At 26.7% G+C, this 21103-nt stretch carries 19 protein-coding genes; 11 read left to right on the forward strand and 8 right to left on the reverse strand.

Annotated features, from left to right (window positions below; genetic code table 11):
- Nucleotides 1–181 precede the first annotated feature (181 nt).
- The 8 genes from rsmG to rpmH all read right to left on the reverse strand — a co-directional run bounded on the left by rsmG (nt 182) and on the right by rpmH (nt 6769).
- The gene (gene rsmG, locus ABGF48_RS03520) at nt 182–886 is read right to left on the reverse strand and encodes a 16S rRNA (guanine(527)-N(7))-methyltransferase RsmG (RefSeq protein WP_408104965.1); all 705 of its coding nucleotides are present in this window, start codon (nt 884–886) and stop codon (nt 182–184) included.
- Nucleotides 879–2780 carry a tRNA uridine-5-carboxymethylaminomethyl(34) synthesis enzyme MnmG gene (gene mnmG, locus ABGF48_RS03525; RefSeq protein WP_408104966.1) on the reverse strand — a complete coding sequence of 634 codons (1902 nt, stop codon included), beginning with the start codon at nt 2778–2780 and terminating at the stop codon, nt 879–881. The genes rsmG and mnmG overlap by 8 nt, the downstream gene beginning before the upstream one ends.
- 39 nt (nt 2781–2819) lie before the next feature.
- The gene (gene mnmE / locus ABGF48_RS03530) at nt 2820–4199 is read right to left on the reverse strand and encodes a tRNA uridine-5-carboxymethylaminomethyl(34) synthesis GTPase MnmE (RefSeq protein ID WP_408104967.1); all 1380 of its coding nucleotides are present in this window, start codon (nt 4197–4199) and stop codon (nt 2820–2822) included.
- A gap of 78 nt (nt 4200–4277) precedes the next feature.
- A complete protein-coding gene (gene jag, locus ABGF48_RS03535; RefSeq protein ID WP_408104968.1) occupies nt 4278–5351 on the reverse strand; it encodes an RNA-binding cell elongation regulator Jag/EloR in 1074 nt (357 codons plus the stop codon).
- 4 nt (nt 5352–5355) lie between these two features.
- The gene (locus ABGF48_RS03540; RefSeq protein WP_408104969.1) at nt 5356–6054 is read right to left on the reverse strand and encodes a YidC/Oxa1 family membrane protein insertase; all 699 of its coding nucleotides are present in this window, start codon (nt 6052–6054) and stop codon (nt 5356–5358) included.
- Between the two features lie 8 nt (nt 6055–6062).
- Nucleotides 6063–6275: a membrane protein insertion efficiency factor YidD gene (gene yidD / locus ABGF48_RS03545; RefSeq protein ID WP_408104970.1), complete on the reverse strand. Its 213-nt coding sequence runs from the start codon at nt 6273–6275 to the stop codon at nt 6063–6065.
- Between the two features lies 1 nt (nt 6276).
- Entirely contained in the window at nt 6277–6609 is a 333-nt protein-coding gene (gene rnpA, locus ABGF48_RS03550; RefSeq protein ID WP_408104971.1) for a ribonuclease P protein component, read from the reverse strand.
- 25 nt (nt 6610–6634) lie between these two features.
- Nucleotides 6635–6769 (reverse strand): 50S ribosomal protein L34, encoded by a 135-nt coding sequence (gene rpmH, locus ABGF48_RS03555; protein ID WP_134710830.1) that lies wholly within the window; start codon nt 6767–6769, stop codon nt 6635–6637.
- Between the two features lie 1452 nt (nt 6770–8221).
- Between rpmH and dnaA the strand changes: the two genes are divergently transcribed.
- From dnaA to ABGF48_RS03610, 11 genes are all read left to right on the forward strand, one after another.
- A complete protein-coding gene (gene dnaA / locus ABGF48_RS03560; protein WP_408104972.1) occupies nt 8222–9664 on the forward strand; it encodes a chromosomal replication initiator protein DnaA in 1443 nt (480 codons plus the stop codon).
- Nucleotides 9665–9825: 161 nt separating this feature from the next.
- Entirely contained in the window at nt 9826–10920 is a 1095-nt protein-coding gene (dnaN, locus tag ABGF48_RS03565; protein WP_408104973.1) for a DNA polymerase III subunit beta, read from the forward strand.
- A gap of 9 nt (nt 10921–10929) precedes the next feature.
- A complete protein-coding gene (locus tag ABGF48_RS03570) occupies nt 10930–11142 on the forward strand; it encodes an RNA-binding S4 domain-containing protein (RefSeq protein WP_408104974.1) in 213 nt (70 codons plus the stop codon).
- A complete protein-coding gene (recF, locus tag ABGF48_RS03575) occupies nt 11142–12251 on the forward strand; it encodes a DNA replication/repair protein RecF (protein ID WP_408104975.1) in 1110 nt (369 codons plus the stop codon). Before ABGF48_RS03570 ends, recF begins: the two co-directional genes overlap by 1 nt.
- A gap of 1 nt (nt 12252) precedes the next feature.
- A complete protein-coding gene (gyrB, locus tag ABGF48_RS03580) occupies nt 12253–14166 on the forward strand; it encodes a DNA topoisomerase (ATP-hydrolyzing) subunit B (RefSeq protein WP_408104976.1) in 1914 nt (637 codons plus the stop codon).
- A gap of 13 nt (nt 14167–14179) precedes the next feature.
- Nucleotides 14180–16612 carry a DNA gyrase subunit A gene (gene gyrA / locus ABGF48_RS03585; RefSeq protein ID WP_408104977.1) on the forward strand — a complete coding sequence of 811 codons (2433 nt, stop codon included), beginning with the start codon at nt 14180–14182 and terminating at the stop codon, nt 16610–16612.
- Nucleotides 16613–16621: 9 nt separating this feature from the next.
- Nucleotides 16622–16930: an STAS domain-containing protein gene (locus tag ABGF48_RS03590; RefSeq protein ID WP_408104978.1), complete on the forward strand. Its 309-nt coding sequence runs from the start codon at nt 16622–16624 to the stop codon at nt 16928–16930.
- Nucleotides 16930–17277 (forward strand): hypothetical protein, encoded by a 348-nt coding sequence (locus ABGF48_RS03595; protein WP_408104979.1) that lies wholly within the window; start codon nt 16930–16932, stop codon nt 17275–17277. Before ABGF48_RS03590 ends, ABGF48_RS03595 begins: the two co-directional genes overlap by 1 nt.
- Before the next feature lie 9 nt (nt 17278–17286).
- Nucleotides 17287–18138, forward strand: coding sequence for a SigB/SigF/SigG family RNA polymerase sigma factor (locus ABGF48_RS03600; protein WP_408104980.1), 852 nt, complete (start codon nt 17287–17289; stop codon nt 18136–18138).
- Nucleotides 18139–18433: 295 nt separating this feature from the next.
- Nucleotides 18434–20533 carry a GH92 family glycosyl hydrolase gene (locus ABGF48_RS03605; RefSeq protein WP_408104981.1) on the forward strand — a complete coding sequence of 700 codons (2100 nt, stop codon included), beginning with the start codon at nt 18434–18436 and terminating at the stop codon, nt 20531–20533.
- Between the two features lie 147 nt (nt 20534–20680).
- Nucleotides 20681–21061 (forward strand): hypothetical protein, encoded by a 381-nt coding sequence (locus ABGF48_RS03610; protein ID WP_408104982.1) that lies wholly within the window; start codon nt 20681–20683, stop codon nt 21059–21061.
- Nucleotides 21062–21103: the final 42 nt, after the last annotated feature.

A 21103-nucleotide genomic window follows, 5' to 3' on the forward strand; every position in this document is an offset into this window, starting at 1 on the left:
TCATATGAAACATTTTATATCTATTATATTAGATTTAATTTTTTTAATGTTTCATATGAAACATTTTATCTAACACTTAAATTTTTGATATAAAACCTTTAAGCTAAAAATATACAGCTAAAATAAAAGAAGAAAATAAAAAAGTTGTTATGTAAAATTCATTGCATAACAACTTCTTAAATTAGTTTAATGGTTTAGATTTTGGTTTTCCTCCAGATCTTGGAAATCTATATGGAGTGGCTTTTATTTTTTTGATTATAATTAAACTTCTTTTTCCTAAATTATTAGGCAATTCATATTCTATAACTCTATCTAACATACCACCAAGTAGTTTTATGGCTGATTTAGATATTTTAAGTTCTTCCTTATAATTTGGACCTTTCATAGCTATAAAATATCCACCAACTTTAACAAAAGGTAGGCAATATTCTAGTAAAGTTTGCATAGGTGCAACAGCTCTGGATGTTGCAATATCAAACGATTCTCTAATACCTTCTTTTCTAGCAGCTTCTTCAGCTCTGCCATGTAGGGGAACTACATTATCTAAATTCAATTTTTCTACTACAACATCTAAAAAATTAATTCTTTTCTTTAAGCTATCTAATAAAACGAAATTTAATGAATCATTGTATATTTTTAGTGGTATTCCTGGAAATCCACCTCCAGTACCTATGTCAATAATGTTTTGATTTTTTTCAATAACTCCTGATTTTGTTATTAAAAGTGAATCAAGAAAATGCTTGATATACACTTCTTCAGGTTCTACAATTTTAGTAATGTCTATTTTATAATTCCATTCTTCTAATAATCTGTAAAAATCATCAAATTTTTGCACTTGTATATCAGTTAACTCATAACCATATTCTATAAAAAAATTATTATTCATTATTATTCTTCCTTCTTTGCACTTCAAGATAAATTAATATAACATTTATATCTGCAGGTGTTACACCTGGCATTCTTGAAGCTTGTCCAACTGAATCCGGTCTAATAATATTTAACTTTTCAGCAGCTTCTTTTTTTAATCCATCAATTTTAGTATAGTCTTCAATAAAATTTAATTTTTTATTTTCCATCTTTTTAAATTGATCTATTTGCATATTTTGTTTCTTAATATATCCTTCATATTTTATCTGAGTTTGAACTTCTAACACGTAAGGCTTCTTTATTTGAGTTCTAAGAGGATCTAGTACCTCTAACGACTCATAGGTCAACTCAGGTCTTTTTATAAGCTCATAAAGCGTTACAGCGGTCTTTATTTCTTGAGTTCCTAAATTTTTTAAAATTTCATTTGTTTCTGAAGTAGGAGTTAAAATTACATTTTTAAGTCTTTCTATTTCTTTTTCTATAGTTTCCTTCTTTTCAACCATCAATTTATATCTTTCTTCAGAAACTAATCCTAAATCATATCCTTTTTGAGTAAGTCTCAAATCAGCATTATCTTGTCTTAATGTTAATCTATATTCAGCTCTGGATGTCATCATTCTATATGGTTCTCTCTGATTTTTAGTAACTAAATCATCTATCAATACTCCAATATATGCTTCTGATCTATCTAATACAAATGGTTCTTTACCATCTATAGATAAAACAGCATTTATACCAGCCATTAATCCTTGAGCTCCAGCTTCTTCATATCCTGATGTACCATTTATTTGACCAGCAAAGAATAGATTTTTTATATGAACACATTCTAAGTTTGATTTTAATGTTGTCGCATCTAAACAGTCATATTCTATACCATGTGCTGGTCTCATAAACTCAACATTCTCTAAACCTACAATAGTTTTGTAAAATTCTTGTTGAACTTCAACTGGTAGTGTTGAGGAAGCTCCTTGAACATACATTTCACTTGTTGATCTGCCTTCTGGTTCAATAAATATAATATGTTGATCTTTGTCTGAAAATCTTACTACTTTATCTTCAATAGATGGGCAATATCTTGGACCAATTCCTTCTATTACTCCAGAATACATAGGGGATCTATACAATTCTCTTCTAATTATTTCATGTGTTTCAGGTGTTGTGTGTGTTTGATAACATAATTCTTGTTTGTAATTAAAATCTTTATCAACATTCATAAATGAGAATGGTACTGGATTTTCATCACCATATTGTGGAATCATTTTACTTAGATCTAATGATCTCTTATGAACTCTCGCAGGAGTTCCAGTCTTAAATCTTCTTAATTCAAATCCTAATTTTTCTAAATTTTTTGATAGGTGAGTTGCAGGCTTCATACCATGAGGTCCTGAAGAGTATTGCAATTCTCCCATTAATATGAGTCCGTTTAAATAAGTACCTGTACAAGCAACAACAGCCTTAGATTTATAAATAGCACCTGTTACAGATTTTACTCCAGTAACTTTACCATCTTCAACTAATATATCATCTATTTCCGTTTCTACTAATCTTAAATTAGGTTCTGCTTCTAAAACTTTCTTCATTTCTTCGTGATAGATTCTTTTATCTGCTTGTACTCTTAAAGAATGAATTGCTGGACCTTTAGATGTATTTAACATTTTTGATTGAATTGATGCTTTATCAATATTTAATGCCATTTCTCCGCCTAAAGCATCAATTTCTCTAACTAAGTGACCTTTACCTGTTCCTCCAATATTTGGATTACATGGTAAATCACCTACAGATTCTAAGCTTATAGTAGCCATTATTGTCTTTTTACCTAATCTTGCACTTGCTAGGGCAGCTTCTATTCCTGAGTGTCCCGCTCCAATAACAACAACGTCAACTTCATCAGCTATATAATTTTTAATTTCCATTTTGTCTCCCTTAATGATAGTTGTTTAATTAATAACTATCTATTTTCCAATACAAAAATCCTTAAATATCTTATCTAAGATATCTTCTTCTATTGTTTCTCCTGTAATTTCTCCCATTTGAGTAAATGCATTTCTAAAATCTATTTCTACAGCATCTAATGGTATACCCTTTTTTACATCATTAACTGCTGAAACTATGTTATCTCTAGCTTTTATTAATAAATCTCTATGTCTTATATTTGTGATTAAAACTGTATTATTTACTTTGATTTCACCATCAAAAAACATGTCTAAAATTGAAGCTTCAAGGTCCTTAATACCTTTTTCCTGTACAATAGACATATCAATAACAGGTGAGTTTACAAAATTTGACAATATTTGTTTTTTATCAGCCTTAATTTCTAAATCTTGTTTATTTAATAATATAATTGATTTTTTGTTATTAAGTAGTTCTAGTATCTTTTCATCTTCTTTATCTAAATGCTTTGACATATCAAATATTGCAATTACTAAATCAGCAGAATTAGCAATTTGAATACTTTTTTCAACACCTATAGATTCTACCAAATCGTCTGTATCTCTAATACCAGCAGTATCAATTATATTTATAGATACTCCACCTAAATTTAATGATTCTTCAATTGTATCTCTTGTAGTACCTGCAACATCTGTTACAATAGCTCTATTTTCCTTTAATAAAGCGTTTAATAATGAAGACTTACCCACATTTGGCTTTCCAATAATAGCTGTTTTAATACCTTCTTTTAATATTCGTCCTTGATTTGATGAGTTAATTAATTCATTCAAATCTTTAAGAATGTTATCTGATTTTTCATATAATGGATTTAATGGTAGGTCATCTTCGTAATCTTCCATAAAATTTATAGAAAATTCTACTCTAGCCATTAAATCTAACATTTTAGTTTTAATTTCTTTAACTTTAGAAGCGACACTTCCTTTTAATTGAAGTAGGGAAGCCTCATAGGCTTTATCCGTTTTAGCATCTATTAAATCTATTACAGCTTCGGCTTGTGATAAATCTAAACGACCATTTAAGAATGCTCTTTTAGTAAATTCACCTCTATCAGCCATATATGCTCCACTTTTTAATAATAAATCTAATATTTTCTTTACAGCAATATGACCACCGTGGCAATATATTTCAACTATGTCTTCTCTAGTATATGTATGAGGTCCTTTCATAAATGCTAATAAAACCTCATCAATCATATTATCATCATTATCAAAGATATATCCATAGTTTAATTTTCTATTCTTAAAGTCTTCAACTTTTTTTTTATTTGGATTTCTGAATATTTTTTTAGCTATATCAAATGACTCTTCTCCTGACATACGTACGATTCCTATACCAGCTTCACCTGTAGCTGTTGATATAGCAGCTATTGTCTTTTCCGCCATAATTTTCTCCTTTATAAAATAAAAAGCTCCAAAGAAATGTATTAAACATATCAATAGGAGCCATCTTGCTATTAAGGATTATCCTTTATATTTTACCACTACTTTTCTATTTGGGAATTTTCCTGTTGACACAGTTTCTATTTCCTTGTAGTTTTGTAAAGAATAATGTACTATTCTTCTTTCATATGAATTCATAGGTTTTAATGCAATAGATTTTTTAGTTTTCAATACCTTAAATGCTACTCTTTGAGCATTATTTTCTATAGATTTTTTTCTTCTATTTCTATAATCTCCAACATTTAATGTAACTCTATAAAATTTATTTGTACTATTATTTGTTAATAATGACAATACATATTGAATTGCATTTAATGTTTCACCTTTACTTCCAATAACTATTCCTGTATCATTTTCAGAAATATCATTTAAATTTAAGTTGATTATATTATCTCTACTTGTTTCATAAGAAACTTTAGTTTCTATATGCATTTTTAATAAAATATCTTCTAAATTTTTCTTTACTTTTTCAGCAACAACTTGTAAATCATCTTCATCTGTAATTACTGAAGCTTGACCTGAAAATTCTAAATCTTTAGTATTTTTTAATGTTGATTCATCTGATGTATATATCGCAAATTCTTCATCTTTATTTTCTTCTTGCATAAATTCTAAATCTGCACCTTCTTCATATAAATCATCTTCTGATCCATATTCTTCATCATCAGAGTCTTGATTTAATTCATATAATGAAGAATGTTCATCTGTTTTATCGTTTGAAAATTGTTCGATAATTTCAACTTCTTCAGTTTTTTCAACAATATATGCCACTTCTGGTTCTTCGTCTTCTTCTAAATTATTGAATCTATCTTCAAAATCACTATCTTCTTCATCTTCATCATTTGAATCGTATTCAGTTTCATCAATCATAAATGAATCTTCTTCATCAGATAATAAACCCTTGATATCAATAGTATTATTTACTTTTTCTTTTATTTTAACTATCGCATCATTTCCACCAAAGATACCAAATAATCCCTTACTTGGTTCTTCTAAAATTTCATATTCTACTTCATCTTTAGATAAACCTAATTCTTTAATACCTAAATCAATAGCTTCTTCAATAGTTTTAGCTGATTTAATTATTGATTTCATAATATTATCCTCTTGCTTTAATCTTTCCTATTAATAAACCCGCACCTCTGATAATTATTTCTACAAAGTTACCTACTGTCCAATATAATACTAAACCTGCTGGCAATGTTCTAAATATAAAGAAGAACATTACTGGCATAATATACATCATTGTTTGCATACTATTCATTTGTGCGTTTCCTGCACCCATGTTATTTCTATTGAAATATTGGAATCCTAATTGTGATACCGAGTTTATTAATGGTAGTAAATATCCTGTTGGATCAGCTTTTGCTAAGTCTGGCACCCAAAAGAACACTCTACTTATTTTATCATAATTGTGTATATATGGCTTTGGATCTTGAATAACTTTATATAATGCAAAAATAATTACCATTTGGATTATGAAAGTTAAACAACTTCCTCCACAACCTTGCATCATATTATTTTCTTTTTGGAATTCCATCATTTTCTTTTGATAAATTTGTTGATCATATCCATATTTTTGTTTTATTTTATCAAGCTCAGGTTGCATTTTTCTTTGTTTTTCTGCATTTCTAGCTGATTGAATAGTCATAGGTATAGTAATTACTTTATAAAATAATCCCATAACTATTAATGCATATGCATAATTTGATATATGCGCACTTCCTAGCCCAAAAGATTCTACTGTTTCATATACGAATTTAAATAATTGTCCTAACAAATCATTTAAAAAATTCATAATTCCTCCTATTTAACAGGATCATAACCACCTTTACTAAAAGGGTTACATCTTAAAATTCTCCAAATCGTCATTGCTGTCGCCTTAAAGAAATTGTGTTTTGTATATGCATCGATTGCATATTGTGAACATGTGGGAGTATACTTACACTTATTACTACCTAAAATAGGGGATATATATTTTCTATAAAGTTTGATTAAAAACATCATGAATTTATTCATATTAGCCTCTCTTTGCAACTCTTATTACATGTTTAAGAGAATTTTCCAATTCTGAATATGTTTTATCAATAGTATGGTATTTGGGTGCAATTATATAATCTTTCCCATTTTCAAAATTTGAAAGATTTAATCTTATTATTTCTTTTAATTTTCTACGCACCGCATTTCTTTTATTTGCTTTCCCGTATTTTTTAGTAATTGTAAATCCAAATCTAGGATATTCATATGAATTATTTGATACTAATATCTTAAAATCTTTATTGTAAAATCTCTTCGACCTATTATACAATCTCTTAAATTCTAAATTATTTTTAATCCTAAATTTTTCTTCCATAAATACTTTCCCGTGTAAATTTCAATTATGCTGATAATTGTTTTCTACCTTTACGTCTTCTAGCAGCTAAAACTCTTCTTCCTGTTGGAGTAGACATTCTTGATCTAAACCCGTGTTTTTTTGCTCTACTTCTTCTATTTGGTTGATAAGTTCTCTTCATAATAATCCTCCTAATATTTTGTAAACTTATTTAATCTTTTACAATTTTACATAATTATCTATTGTAAAATGCTAACTTTTATTATATTTGCTTTATTGAATATTGTCAAGTATAATAGCTATTTTTCGGGAATTTATTTAAAAATAATAATTTATAAATAAAAAGAATTTTATTATGATTCACCTAAAAAGCTTATTGGATATTTCCAAATGAAAAATATTAATGATAGTCTTTTTGTAAAAAAAAATTGACCTTATGCAAACTTCTACCGCTTTTAAATTTAATGTGTTTAATATGATTTTCATTAAATCAGAACTAAAAAATTTCATCCCTATTTTTGACTATTTTACGGATGAAATCTCTATTTTTAACACTTTCATCTGCTATTATCAGCACCTTTTACGGATGAAACGTTAAATTTCATTAATTTCGTCTGCTTTTATCGAAGTAATTCACATTTCTACTTAAAATTTACGGACAAAAATGGCGAATAAAGGCTTTTTGTCTGCTATTTTCTTCAAAAGATTCAAAATTTTACGGACAAAACATGGAAAATTTTGAAATCTGTCTGCTTTTAATTATAAAAAAAATGTAACAATATTGGTGTTAACATTTTATCACATTTCTGCCATAATTTTATAAAGTAGGAATTACAAATTTATATCCAATAACAATGTCGACTACATCTATAACTAATTATCCGAAGAAAAAAAAACTAGTTACACCACATAAACAATTTAAGTATGAATGAATAATCCATAGTTTTTAAAATCTAGCTTAGCACCATATTTTTATATCTAACTCAAAAAGTCAGGTATTATATTTACTTTATTAAATATTGTCAAATATAATACCTATTTTTTAGAAATTTGTTTAAAAATAATAATTTATTGATTAATTTCTCTCTATTTTAATAATTATATAAATTATGAAATATTTTTTTATAAAAGATTTTTATTAAAAAAACCTCTTTGCTGGTAATTCAGCAAAAAGGGTAAGTATATAAAATATAGTTGACGTTTTCATTTTTTAACACATACACTATATCAAAATTTTTTTATTTATTACAACAAAAAACAAATATAATAGTTTTAATTTGCATAAAGCTTAGATAATACCTATATTAAAATAAACCGTAAATTATTTTTTCCACACTTGTTGATAACTTTTAAATTTTTGTATTTTTTAGTATTTGTTGATATAATTATATAGAAATATGTACTAGTTATTAACAAAATAATAAAAGTTATACACATTTGTGGATTAAATGTTTATAAGTTTAATTTTTTTTTGCTAAAATCAATAAATTTCAATAATATTTTTTGTGGATTTATTTTTTCCACATTTAATAAATTTAAAGTGGATAACTTATTTGTTAATCATTAAATATGTTTATTTTACTTGTTTTAAATTGTTGATAACTATGTTTATAACTATAAAAAAGGAGGTTAAATGGATAATTTAAATCAAATATGGGAAAAAGTACAAGAAGAACTTTTTCTTGAAATGGTTGAAGTCCATTACAATACGTGGATAAAACCTTTAATTCCACTAAAAAAGATTAATTCTACAATTTATGTTTATTCTTCAGTTACATTTATTTTAAAAATAGTAAATGATAAATATAAAAAATCTATAGAAAATAAATTGTCTAACTATTATGGGGAATTAACTAATTTAGTTTTATTAGATACGAAGGATGATTTATTTAAACAAATTAAAAACTCAACAAAAATAGAAAATAAACAATTAGATGGACAAAAGAATTTTGATTTATCTGAACCTCTAGATGAGCTTAATAAAAAAGTTAATAAAACCACTCCTTTAAAATATTCTTATATTGATAATTTAGATAAAAAAAATACTTTTGCAAATTTTGTTAGAGGTAAATCAAATGATTTAGCTCTTGCTATTGCTATTAGTGTTTCAGAAAATCCCGGAACTATTTATAATCCATTTTTCATTTATGGAAATTCCGGTTTAGGTAAAACTCATTTAATGCAAGCTATAGGTCATAAAATTTTAGAAAAATCTCCAGAAAAAAAAGTTATCTACACTACAAGTGAAAATTTTGTTAATGAGTTTATATCAACAATTACTGATAATAAAAATTCTGTTATGAATTCTCAAATATTTAGAGAAAAATATAGAAATTGTGATGTTTTGATGATTGATGATATTCAATTTATATCTGGAAAAGAAAGTACTCAAGAAGAAATTTTTCATACTTTTAATTCTTTACAACAAGCAAATAAACAGATTATTTTCACATCAGATAAGAGACCTGAAGAGATAAAAGGGTTAGAAGAAAGACTTGTTACTAGATTTAGTGGCGGAATGATTGCTGATATTCAAAAACCAGATTTTGAAACAAGAGTAGCTATTATAAAACATAAAATAAATATGGAGAAATATGATGTACCAAATAATGTAATTGAGTTCATTGCACAAAATGTTACATCTAATATAAGAAATATAGAGGGTGCAATACTAAAAGTTATGGCTTACTATAAAATTATATGTCAAAAATCTGATCATAATATAGATAATGAAGAATTTTTAGAAATTGCAAAGACAGCTCTTGCTATTGAAGAAAAAAAAGAAAAACCAATAACATTAGAAAGTATAAAAATCGCAGTAGCTGATTATTATAATCTAAAAACTGACGATTTAATCAAACAAAATAGACAAAAAACTATATCAATTCCTAGACAGATAGCGATGCATTTATCTAGAAAGTTAACTAATATATCGCTAGTTAAAGTTGCTGATTCATTTAATAGAGACCATACGACAGTAATGCATGGGGATGATAAAATTAAAACCTTAATAGAAACTGATAGGGAAATAAAAAAAGAAGTAGAGGATATCATTGCCAAATTAAAAAGTCGATAATGTTGAAAACTTAGGATAAATCTATTATATTTTCATAAGTTATCCACATTGATATTAACTATGTTTTTTATTATATTTTAATATTTAATTTAGTTATCCACTTATCAACCGTCCCTACTACTATTATTACTAATTTAAAAATATATATAACAGGAGTGAAAATGAAATTTAATATTAATAAAGTTGATTTGGATAAACACATTTCTATTGCTCAAAAAGCTATTTCTAATAAATCAACTATTCAAATTTTAGAAGGTATATTATTTAAGGCTGTTAAAGATCAATTAATTTTAACTTCAACAGATTTAGAAATTTCTGTAGAAACTAAAGTTAATTGTGATGTTATGGAAGAAGGTTCTGCAGTAATAAAATCCAATATTATAGGTAATATTATAAAAAAAATGCCTAATGATATTATAGAAATTACTATAGAAAATGATAATGTAAATATAAAATGTCAAAAATCAGTATTTAATATATCTAGCCAATCTTCTATGGATTTTCCAGCATTGCCTGAAATTGAAGAAAAAGTGAATTTAACTATAGATAATGAAGATTTATTAAAAGCTATTAGAGAAACCAAGTTTGCTACTTCTATTGATGAAACAAGATTGGCACTTACAGGATTATTGTTTGAATTAAAAGATAATAATTTAAAATTCGTTGGTCTTGATGGGTATAGAATGGCAATAAAAAAATTTGATTTTACATCAAATGAAAATTTTTCTTGTATAATACCAAAAAAAGCATTTAATGAATTGTCAAAAGTTTTAGATGATAAAACTACAGATGTTGTATTTATGAAAGGTCATATTGCTTTTATCAATGGAAATACCAAAATATTTACAAGATTAATAGATAAACCATATATAGATTACAATAAAATATTGAACAATTCATATAGTACAAAGGTAATTGTAAATAGAAATGATTTAGTAAATGCTTTAGAAAGAGCACAATTATTAACAACTGGTGCAAATGCCAGTCTAACAAAACTTGATTTTGTTGATGGAGAAATAAGTATAAATTCTAATTCAGAACTTGGAAAATTAGATGAAAAAATTTATGGAAAGCAAGAAGGTGAAAATTTAAGGATAGCATTTAATACAAAATATTTAACAGATGGTTTAAAGGAAATGGATTCAGATGAAGTTGTACTTCATTTAACTACACCTTTATCACCAATGACAATTTATCCAGTAGATGAAGATGATAATTATTTATACTTAGTTTTACCTGTAAGACTTTCTCAATAAGAGGTAATTATGAATAAAAAAGTAAAAATTAAAACAGAATTTATAAAATTAGATCAATTATTAAAATATGCCTCCATAGTTCAAACTGGTGGAGAAGCAAAAGAATTAATAGTTGATGGTAATGTGAAATTTAACGGTGATATTTGTACTCAAAGAGGTAAAAAAATTAGAATTGGGGATGTAGTAGAAGTTTTAGATTATACTATTGAAATAGAGGAATAATGATAATTAAAGAATTAAGACTTATCAACCACAGAAATTATGAAGATGAAACAATATTTTTTCATGATAACACAAATATTTTAGTAGGTAAGAATGCTCAGGGAAAGACAAATTTACTTGAAGCTATATATATTTGTGCTAGGGGGTATAGTTTTAAAAATCTTAAAGAGAATGAATTAATAAATTTTAATAAAGACCAATTATATTTAAAAGCTAAAATATTAAATAATGAAAAAAAGAAAATTGTAGAGATAAAGCTATCTAAGAGAGAAAAGAAAAAAATAAGAATTAATGAAGTAGAGATAAATAATCTAGGTAAATTAAAAAGTCAATTTGGAGTTGTAATATTTTCACCGGAAGAAATTTTAATAGTCAAAGAGACACCTCAAATGAGAAGAAGATTTTTAGATGATATTATTTCTAATAATGATATAAGTTATAAAAATTATCTTTATAGTTATAACAAAATTAGAAGTCAAAAAAATGAATTATTAAAAAATAACAAAACAAAATATTTTAATCAACTTTTAGATACATATAATCAGAAGTTAGTAGAATATGGTTCAAAGATAGCGATATATAGATATAAATATTTGGAAATATTGAGAGAGTATGCTAAAGAGTTTCATTATGAATTAAGTTCAGGTAAAGAAGAATTAAATATAGAATATATAAATAATTATTCTAAAGATTTTTCTAATCTTGATATAATTCAAAAAAATTATAAAAAAAATATTTTAGAAAATACAGAAAAAGAGATAAATAGATTTTCAAGCATTATTGGGCCGCATAAGGATGACTTAGTTTTTAATATAAACGGAAACGATGCTAAGATTTATGGTTCACAAGGACAGCAGAGAACTATAATGTTATCATTAAAATTGGCAGAGGCAAAGTTAATAGAAACTATTACTAAAACAAAACCAATACTTTTATGGGATGATGTTTTTTCAGAACTTGATAATACAAGGGCAGCGTTATTAGTTGAAAAATCTAAAAAATACCAGAACATAATTACAACAAATACCTTATTAAATATTGATTTTAGAAGATTAAATGGAAATATTTATAAAATTATAGATGGGAAAGTTATAAACGAAAGGAAATAAAATGGCAAAAAATTCAAATTATGGTGAACAAAACATCAGGGTCTTAGAAGGACTTGAAGCAGTTCGTGTAAGACCTGGTATGTATATTGGCTCTACCGATGAAAGAGGTCTACATCATTTAGTATATGAAGTTGTAGATAATTCAGTTGACGAGGCATTAGCAGGTAGAGCAAATGCTATTGAAATAAAAATTCATAAAGATGGATCTTGTGAAGTTACTGATAATGGATCAGGTATTCCAGTAAAAAAACATGCCACAACAGGAAAATCAACATTAGAAACTGTATTAACAATCCTTCATGCTGGTGGTAAATTTGACTCTGAAGCATATGCGTTTTCGGGTGGTTTACACGGTGTAGGGGTATCAGTTGTAAATGCACTTTCAAATAAATTAGTTGCAGAAGTAAAAAGGGATGGTTTTAGATATACTCAAGAATTTAAGCGTGGAGATGCAACTACAAAATTAGTAAAACATGAAGCTACAGAAGAAACTGGTACATCTGTAAGATTTTGGCCAGATGATACTATTTTTGAAACTGTAGAATTCAATAGAAAAACATTAGAAAAAAGATTTCAAGAAATGTCTTTCTTAAATGAAGGATTGAAAATTACTCTTATAGATGAACGAGAAGAAAAAACATATAAAAAAGTATTTTTAGCTGAAGGTGGTTTATCATCATTCGTGGAGTTCTTAAATTCTAAAAAGACACCTTTACACAATGATATTATTCATTTTAAGGGGATGGTAGATGGTTCTGAGGTTGATATAGCATTTCAATATTCTGATGCGTATTCTGAAAATATATTATCTTTTGCAAATACAGTTCTTACCGGTGAAGGTGGTACTCATTTAACAGGTTTCAGATCAGGTCTTACAAAGACTATAAACAATTATGCTAGAGAATATGAAATGCTTAAAGAAAAAGATGAAAACTTTTCGGGAGAAGATATTAGAGAAGGGATAACAGCTATTGTCGCTGTTAAATTATCTAATCCTCAATTTGAAGGACAAACAAAAGGAAAATTGGGTTCTTCAGAAATGAGAGGAATAGTAGATTCATTCTTAACAGAAAAATTTTCAGCATATTTGGAAGAAAATCCTAAGGTTGCAAAATTAATAGTTGATAAATGTGAAGCTTCAAGAAGAGCAAGAGAAGCTTCAAAGAAAGCTAGAGATATCTCTAGAAAGCAAAATTCTATATTATCAAATACAACACTTCCAGGAAAATTAGCAGAATGTCAATCTACAGATATTACAGAAAATGAAATTTTTATAGTCGAAGGGGATTCAGCTGGTGGTTCAGCAAAACTGGGTAGAGATAATAGAACTCAAGCTATATTACCAATTAAAGGTAAAATTATGAATGTTGAAAAAGCTAGAGTAGCTAAAGTTTTAAGTTCCGATGAAATTAAAGCGTTGATTACAGCTTTTGGTACAGGAATCGGAGAAGATTTTAATATTGAAAAATTACGTTACGGTAAGATAATTATAATGACAGATGCTGACGTTGATGGTGCTCACATCGATACCTTATTGTTAACATTCTTCTATAGATATTTGAGACCATTGATAGAAAATGGAAATGTGTTTATCGCACAACCACCTCTATTTAAGGTAACTCAAGGTAAAAAAGAAAGATATGTTTATGATGAAAAAGAATTAAAAATAGTTTTAGATGGTATAAAAGGTGAAAATTACAAGTTAAGTAGATATAAAGGGCTTGGTGAAATGAATGCTGATCAACTATGGGAAACAACAATGCATCCAGATAATAGAATTTTAATTCAGGTGAAAATTGATAATGAATCAATTACTTTAGATGATACATTTACAACATTAATGGGTGATAAAGTTGAACCAAGAAGAGAGTTTATAGAAGAAAATGCACAATATGCAAAAAATATTGATGCATAGAATGGAGTAGAGAATGGCAGAATTTGATAAATCAAATATTATAGCTCAAGATATTGAGACAAAAATGAAAGAAGCTTATCTTGATTACTCTATGTCAGTTATTGTTTCAAGGGCATTGCCTGATGTAAGAGATGGTCTAAAACCGGTTCATAGAAGAATACTTTATGGTATGAATCAATTAGGATTAGCACCAAATAAACCACATAGAAAGTCTGCAAGACTTGTAGGGGAAGTAATGGGTCGTTTCCATCCACATGGAGACTCTGCAATTTATGATGCAGTTGTAAGATTAGCACAAGATTTTAATACAAGATATCCTTTAGTAGATGGTCAAGGAAACTTCGGTTCTATAGATGGTGATGGAGCTGCAGCTCAACGTTATACTGAGGTAAGAATGACAAAACTTACTTTGGAAATGTTGAGAGAAATAAACAAAGATACAGTTGATTTTCAACCAAACTTTGATGAGGAAGAATTAGAACCAAAAGTATTACCTGCTAGATTTCCTAACCTACTTGTTAACGGTTCTGCGGGGATTGCTGTAGGTATGGCAACTAATATGGCACCTCATAATTTAGGAGAGGTTATAGACGGTTGTGTTGCTTTTATAGATGATAATGAAATTACTGTTGAAGGATTGATGAAGCATATTAAAGGTCCTGATTTTCCAACTGGAGCAAATATTATGGGAAGAAAGCCTATAATTGATGCGTATAAAACAGGTAGGGGAAAAGTTAAATTAAGAGCTGAAGCTCACATTGAAGAATTTAAAAGTAAACATATTATAGTAGTTACAGAAATTCCTTATCAAGTTAATAGAGCAAGATTAATTATGAAAATTGCAGAACTTGTTAGAGATAAAAAATTAGAAGGAATTGCTGATTTAAGAGATGAATCTAATAGAAATGGTACAAGGATTGTTATCGAAACTAAAAGAGATGCAAATCCAAATGTTGTATTAAATAATTTATACAAACATACTCAATTAACAACAACATTTGGTATTATAAATCTTGCATTAGTTGATGGTGTACCAAAAGTTTTAACATTAAAAGAATTAATTCATTATTATATTGAACATCAAAAAGAAGTTGTAACAAGAAGAACAAAGTTTGATTTGGATAAAGCAGAAGCTAGAGCTCATATTGTTGAAGGATTGAGAATTGCTTATGACAATATTGATGAAATAGTTAAAATTATAAGATCTAATTATGATGACGAAGAAATTAAGAAAGAATTTACAAAGAGATTTGGTCTAACAGATATTCAAGGTCAAGCAATATTAGACATGCAATTAAAGAGATTGAATGGTCTTAATGTTGAAAAATTAGAAGAAGAATATAATGAATTATTGGCTACAATCAAGAGATTAAAAGAAATTCTTGCGGATGAAAGCATCTTAATGGGAATAATCAAGGGAGAATTATTAGAAATCAAAGAAAAATATTCTGATGAAAGAAGAACTAGAATTAAAAGAGATGTAGAAGAAGTTGATGAAGAAGATTTAATTGAAGAAGAAGAAGTTATAATTACATTGACAAATCAAGGATATATTAAGAGATTACCTGCAGATACCTATAAAGTTCAAAATAGAGGTGGAAGAGGGGTTACAGGGATGACAACAAAAGAAGATGATTTTGTTCAAAACTTATTTGTAACAAGTACTCATGATAATATTTTATTCTTCACAAATAAAGGTAAAGTATTTAAGAAAAAAGCCTTTGAAATAAAAGAAGGTAAGAGACAATCAAAAGGTCAAGCGATTATAAATATTCTACAATTAACACAAGATGAAAAAGTTTCAGCAGTAATACCTGTAAAAGAACAAGATGATGATAAATTTATTATCTTAGCTACAAAAGAAGGTAAGATTAAGAGAATAGAAGCTAGTGAATTCTATAATATTAGAACAACAGGTATAATAGCAATAACCTTAAATGAAGGGGATGAATTAATTGGTGCTAGAGAAGTAGATCCTGATACAAATGTATTGATGGTAACTGAAAATGGGCAATCAATAATATTTAACCTTAAAGATGTAAGACCGATGGGTAGAACTGCCCAAGGTGTAAAGGGAATCTCACTAAATAAAGGTGATAATGTCGTTGATTTAAGTGTGATAGACAAAAATGAATACATTTTTATAGTTACAGAAAAAGGATATGGTAAAAAGACATTAATCAAGTACTATAGTCCTCAAAATAGAGGTGGTAAAGGTGTTAAAACATATAAATTAACACCAAAAACAGGAAAAATTGTAGCTTCTAAATTAGTAAATCAAGAAGATCAAATAATTTTAGTTTCAGCAAATGGTGAGATTATAAGATTAAACGTAAAAGATATTTCAACAATGGGAAGAACAACTCAAGGTGTAAGATTGAAGAAAGTTCGTTCTGATGAAGAAAATATAGTTGCATGTGCAAAATATATAGAAGAAGTTGAATAGGAGAATATTATGGCTTTTGAAGTAAAATATAATGAAAATGAAAATTTAGAGATACAAGTTTTAGGTGATTTAGACATAAATGTAGTTGAAAATTTTAAGAATGAAGTTTTAGAAAAATATAAAATATTGGATAAAGATATTGTATTTGATTTTTCAGAATTAAAATATATAGATTCAACAGGTATAGGAGCTATAATGACAGTTTATAAAGCTGCTAAAGACAAATCAAAATCACTTACAATAAATAATGCTAATAGAAATATTTATAAATTATTTAAAATCACAAAATTAACAGAATTATTTAATATGGAGGATTAATGGATACTATAAAAATTGAATTACCAAGTAATCCGATATACACACAACTTTTAAGATTATCATCAGCTTCTTTAGCTAATAAAGTTGGATTTGATGTAGATAAAGTTGCAGATTTACAACAAGTTGTATCTGAAATATTTACATTAATCATTCCTAGTAACGAAAAAATAGATATATCATTTAAGCTTGGAGAATCATATATACAAGTTGATTTTGAAAATTTAAAATTTGTTAAAGAAGATAATCAAAATGATGCTATTTTTGAAATTAAAAAGCAAATTATATTATATCTATCTGATCAATTAGTAATAGAGGATGATAAAATAGTAGTTGTTTTAAATAAATAAGGATGTAATATGGCTGATGTAAAAAAATCTGAAGAGAAAATAAAAGATTTTGAAAGTTTTAAAAATTTAGAAAAATTAAGATCTAAAGAAAAAAAATTAGAAAAATCTGAAAAATCTGAAGATAAAAAAGAATTACAGAAAATTAAAAGAGAAATAAAATTAATAAGAGATGATTTGATTTCTAAAAATCTTTATATTGCTGAAATTTTAGCTAAAAAATATTCTAATAGAGGGATTGAATTTGATGATTTATATCAAATTGCTTCTTTAGGATTAATCCTCGCTTTAGACAGATTTAATTCAGATAGAGGATTTGAATTTTCATCATTTGCTACACCGACTATAACAGGTGAAATTAAAAGATATTTCAGAGATAAAGGTTGGGTAATTAGAGTACCTAGAAGAATACAAGAGTTATCCAAGAGAATAAATAATGCAAAAAATGATTTAGCTCAAAGATTACAAAAAACTCCAACAATTGATGAAATAGCTAATTTACTAAATGTTTCATCAGAAGAAGTAATTGAAGCTATGGATGCATCTCAAGTTTATTCTCCTCAATCTATTGACAAAAATCTAGATTCTTCATCTGAAGATAGAGAAGTTAGTTTTGCTGATTTACTTGGAGAAGAAGATAAAAATTATCAGATAGTTGAAGATATGGCCTTCATTAAAGATGCTATGGAAAATTTTGATGATTTAGAAAGAAAGATTGTTGTATACAGATATTTTGACAAAATGACACAAGGAGAAATAGCTGATAAACTAGGAGTTAGTCAAATGACAGTTTCTAGACTTGAAAAAAAGGTTATTGAGAAATTTAGAAAAGAGCTTAATATTACTGTTAAAAAGAAGAAGTGAAAATTAGGAAGGTTAAGTGAATATTTATATAGATGAATCAGGGATAATAAACAATAAAATTTCTAAAAAAATTATTATTTGTTTAAATGTATAAATTTATTTTTCCTAAAAAAATTGACAATTCAGAAATATTAGTGATAAAATGTATGTATCAATAGTAAGTCTTATATATGTGACATTATCTAGGTAAGCGTCATCTGTTGGCGTCACTAGTAAGCAATTGATTTTCATAAAATATAAGGGGATTAACTAATTGTTAATCCTTTTTTATATATAATAAAATTATAGAGGAAATATGAAAAATAAATTTTTAGAACAATTTAGAAAATACAAATTTACAGATACAAGAGTGGGAACAGATAGCGTTTATGAGTTTTCAAATGGTAACACACTTCCATATACAGGTGAACCTTTTGGTTCAAATTATTTCTGTGTACAAACGAAAAAAGAGGCAGGTTCATGGTGGTTTAATCCAAATCACAAAACATTTGAAGGGTTTAGAATAACTCATCAACCAAGTCCATGGATGGGCGATTTTAGCTCATTTACAATATTGCCTGTAAATAAAATTGAAAATGTAAGAATGTACAAAAATAAAGAATCAAATTTCTTGCCTCATTATAATGAAATCATGTTTGAAAATGATGAAATTGCAATGATTACAGCATCAAAGGATTCAGCAATAATTAAATATAATGTAAAAAATCCTCAGTTTATTTTAGAAGGGAAGAATTTAGTATTAGAAAAGAAAGACAATAAAATCGAAGGATATGTTAATAATTTTTCTGGTTGTGAAGATGAAAATTTTAAAATGTATATAGTTATAGATTTTGATAATGATTTTAATTTTGAAAAATTGGAAGAAGATAAGTATTTAATTTCAGGGGCTAAAAATGAATTATACTTATCGACATCATTTATTTCTTTAAATCAAGCTAAATTTAATCATAAAATTATGACTAGAGATTTTGAAAAAATGTTAGCTGAAACAGAGCAAAAATGGCAAAAATATTTTGATAAATTTGAGGTTGATAATTTAGATGAAGAATCAAATTACGATCAGTACAATCCATATGATAAAATTTCTCAAGAAAGAATGTTTTATCATGCGGTATATAGAGCATTTTTATTCCCGATGAAATTTTATGAAGTTGATGAAAATGGTGAAAATCTACATTATGACACATTATCAAAATCTGTGAAAAAAGGAAAAATGTTTACTAATATGGGAATGTGGGATTTACACAAAACTCTATTTCCACTATTTTCATTAGTTGATAGAGAAATTTTTGAAGATATACTTGAAGGATATATCAATCAATATAATGAAAGTGGATATTTACCAAAATGGCTTTCTCCTGATGAAAGAGGTTTAATGCCTGGCACACTTGTAGACAATATAATTGCAGAAGCTTCATCAAAAGGTATTGGAAATAAATATATGAAAGAACTTTTAGATGCAATGATTAAAGGTGCAGAAGTTTCTTCTGGAAAAGCAACTTATGGTAGAGCAGGGACTAGTGAATATAGAGAATACGGATATGTACCATCAGATTTACATGAATCAGTAAATCAAACACTTGATAATTGTCTATCTGACTGGTCTATAGCAATGGTTGCAAATAAATTAGGTAAGAATGAAATTGCTCAAAAATATTTTGATTATTCTAAAAATTATAAATTCTTATTTGATGGTCAAACAGGATTTATGAGAGCAAAAGATAGAAATGGCAAATTTACTGATGGATTTGATCCATTAAACTGGGGATCTCCATATACTGAAGGTTCAGCATATCAAAATTCATATAATATTTATCATGATGTAAATGGTTTAATTGAATTATTTGATGGAAAAGACAATTTTAGTAAAAAGCTTGAAGAATTGACTAATGCAAAAACTGAATATAAATATGGAGCTTATGGATATGAAATTCACGAAATGAGAGAGTATGCAATGGCACACTTGGGACATCATGCGATATCAAATCAACCATCATTCCACCTTCCATATTTATTTAATTATGTGGATCAACCTAAAAATACCCAATTAATTATTAAGGAAATACTATTAAATTATTTTAGATATGATTGGAAGGGATATCCAGGAGATGAGGATAATGGCTCAATGTCAGCTTGGTATATATTTTCAAGTTTAGGATTTTACCCATTATGTCCAGGATCTAATGAGTATCAATTAGGTATGCCATTTTGGAATAATGCATCAATAACTTTATACAATGGAAATAAAATAAATATTAAAGTTAATGAAAATTACCATCAAAAGAAATTTGTAAAAGAATTGAAAATTAATGGAAATATTTTTAATGAAACAAAAATCACATGGGAATTGTTAGAAAATGGATGTGATTTTGAATATACACTTGGATTGATTTAATAGAAATAATGTAATATTTTTATTAAAGATAATATTTTTTTAAAAATATTAATTAATTATAATATTTGTAAAGAAATATTATAATATTGTCACAAAATGATACAAAATTTAGTTATACTTATAAATGCAAAAATAAAGGAGGAAATAATGAGGAAAAAATTATATGCGTTTTTATTAGTAGTTTGTTTGTTAGTATTAAATTTTGTAGAAGTAGCTGAAGCAGGGTATTCGTATGAACTCCCATATTATGGATATTGCACTGGTAAAAATTTAACTAAAACTTATACTTATTATGTAGAGTCACATTCAAAAATTGTAAAATTTGAAAAAAAATTAGTTTTACCAGGATATGACTCATATTTTAACGAATTTAATGGAAGTCCAATGGTATTATTTAGATATATTACAAAGTCAGGAGATGTTATAGTTCCATATGAAGATAGTTCAAAAAATTTGGATAAAACTTTTGAAAATAGTGGTTCAAATATAGGAAAGTGTCCAATATCTATAAATTGGGAGGAATATTAATAATGAAGAAATTACTTGTATTATGTTTACTTATTTCTGTAA

Origin of the sequence: Helcococcus bovis (assembly GCF_046035835.1) — a bacterium.
In the GTDB taxonomy this organism is placed as follows: Bacteria; Bacillota; Clostridia; order Tissierellales; family Peptoniphilaceae; genus Helcococcus; species Helcococcus bovis.

Bases quoted from the DNA above. Each gene is read 5' to 3' on its own strand.
- rsmG (WP_408104965.1), bottom strand. From the start codon at position 886: ATGAATAATAATTTTTTTATAGAATATGGTTATGAGTTAACTGATATA.
- mnmG (WP_408104966.1), bottom strand. From the start codon at position 2,780: ATGGAAATTAAAAATTATATAGCTGATGAAGTTGACGTTGTTGTTATT.
- mnmE (WP_408104967.1), bottom strand. From the start codon at position 4,199: ATGGCGGAAAAGACAATAGCTGCTATATCAACAGCTACAGGTGAAGCT.
- jag (WP_408104968.1), bottom strand. From the start codon at position 5,351: ATGAAATCAATAATTAAATCAGCTAAAACTATTGAAGAAGCTATTGAT.
- ABGF48_RS03540 (WP_408104969.1), bottom strand. From the start codon at position 6,054: ATGAATTTTTTAAATGATTTGTTAGGACAATTATTTAAATTCGTATAT.
- yidD (WP_408104970.1), bottom strand. From the start codon at position 6,275: ATGAATAAATTCATGATGTTTTTAATCAAACTTTATAGAAAATATATA.
- rnpA (WP_408104971.1), bottom strand. From the start codon at position 6,609: ATGGAAGAAAAATTTAGGATTAAAAATAATTTAGAATTTAAGAGATTG.
- rpmH (WP_134710830.1), bottom strand. From the start codon at position 6,769: ATGAAGAGAACTTATCAACCAAATAGAAGAAGTAGAGCAAAAAAACAC.
- dnaA (WP_408104972.1), top strand. From the start codon at position 8,222: ATGGATAATTTAAATCAAATATGGGAAAAAGTACAAGAAGAACTTTTT.
- dnaN (WP_408104973.1), top strand. From the start codon at position 9,826: ATGAAATTTAATATTAATAAAGTTGATTTGGATAAACACATTTCTATT.
- ABGF48_RS03570 (WP_408104974.1), top strand. From the start codon at position 10,930: ATGAATAAAAAAGTAAAAATTAAAACAGAATTTATAAAATTAGATCAA.
- recF (WP_408104975.1), top strand. From the start codon at position 11,142: ATGATAATTAAAGAATTAAGACTTATCAACCACAGAAATTATGAAGAT.
- gyrB (WP_408104976.1), top strand. From the start codon at position 12,253: ATGGCAAAAAATTCAAATTATGGTGAACAAAACATCAGGGTCTTAGAA.
- gyrA (WP_408104977.1), top strand. From the start codon at position 14,180: ATGGCAGAATTTGATAAATCAAATATTATAGCTCAAGATATTGAGACA.
- ABGF48_RS03590 (WP_408104978.1), top strand. From the start codon at position 16,622: ATGGCTTTTGAAGTAAAATATAATGAAAATGAAAATTTAGAGATACAA.
- ABGF48_RS03595 (WP_408104979.1), top strand. From the start codon at position 16,930: ATGGATACTATAAAAATTGAATTACCAAGTAATCCGATATACACACAA.
- ABGF48_RS03600 (WP_408104980.1), top strand. From the start codon at position 17,287: ATGGCTGATGTAAAAAAATCTGAAGAGAAAATAAAAGATTTTGAAAGT.
- ABGF48_RS03605 (WP_408104981.1), top strand. From the start codon at position 18,434: ATGAAAAATAAATTTTTAGAACAATTTAGAAAATACAAATTTACAGAT.
- ABGF48_RS03610 (WP_408104982.1), top strand. From the start codon at position 20,681: ATGAGGAAAAAATTATATGCGTTTTTATTAGTAGTTTGTTTGTTAGTA.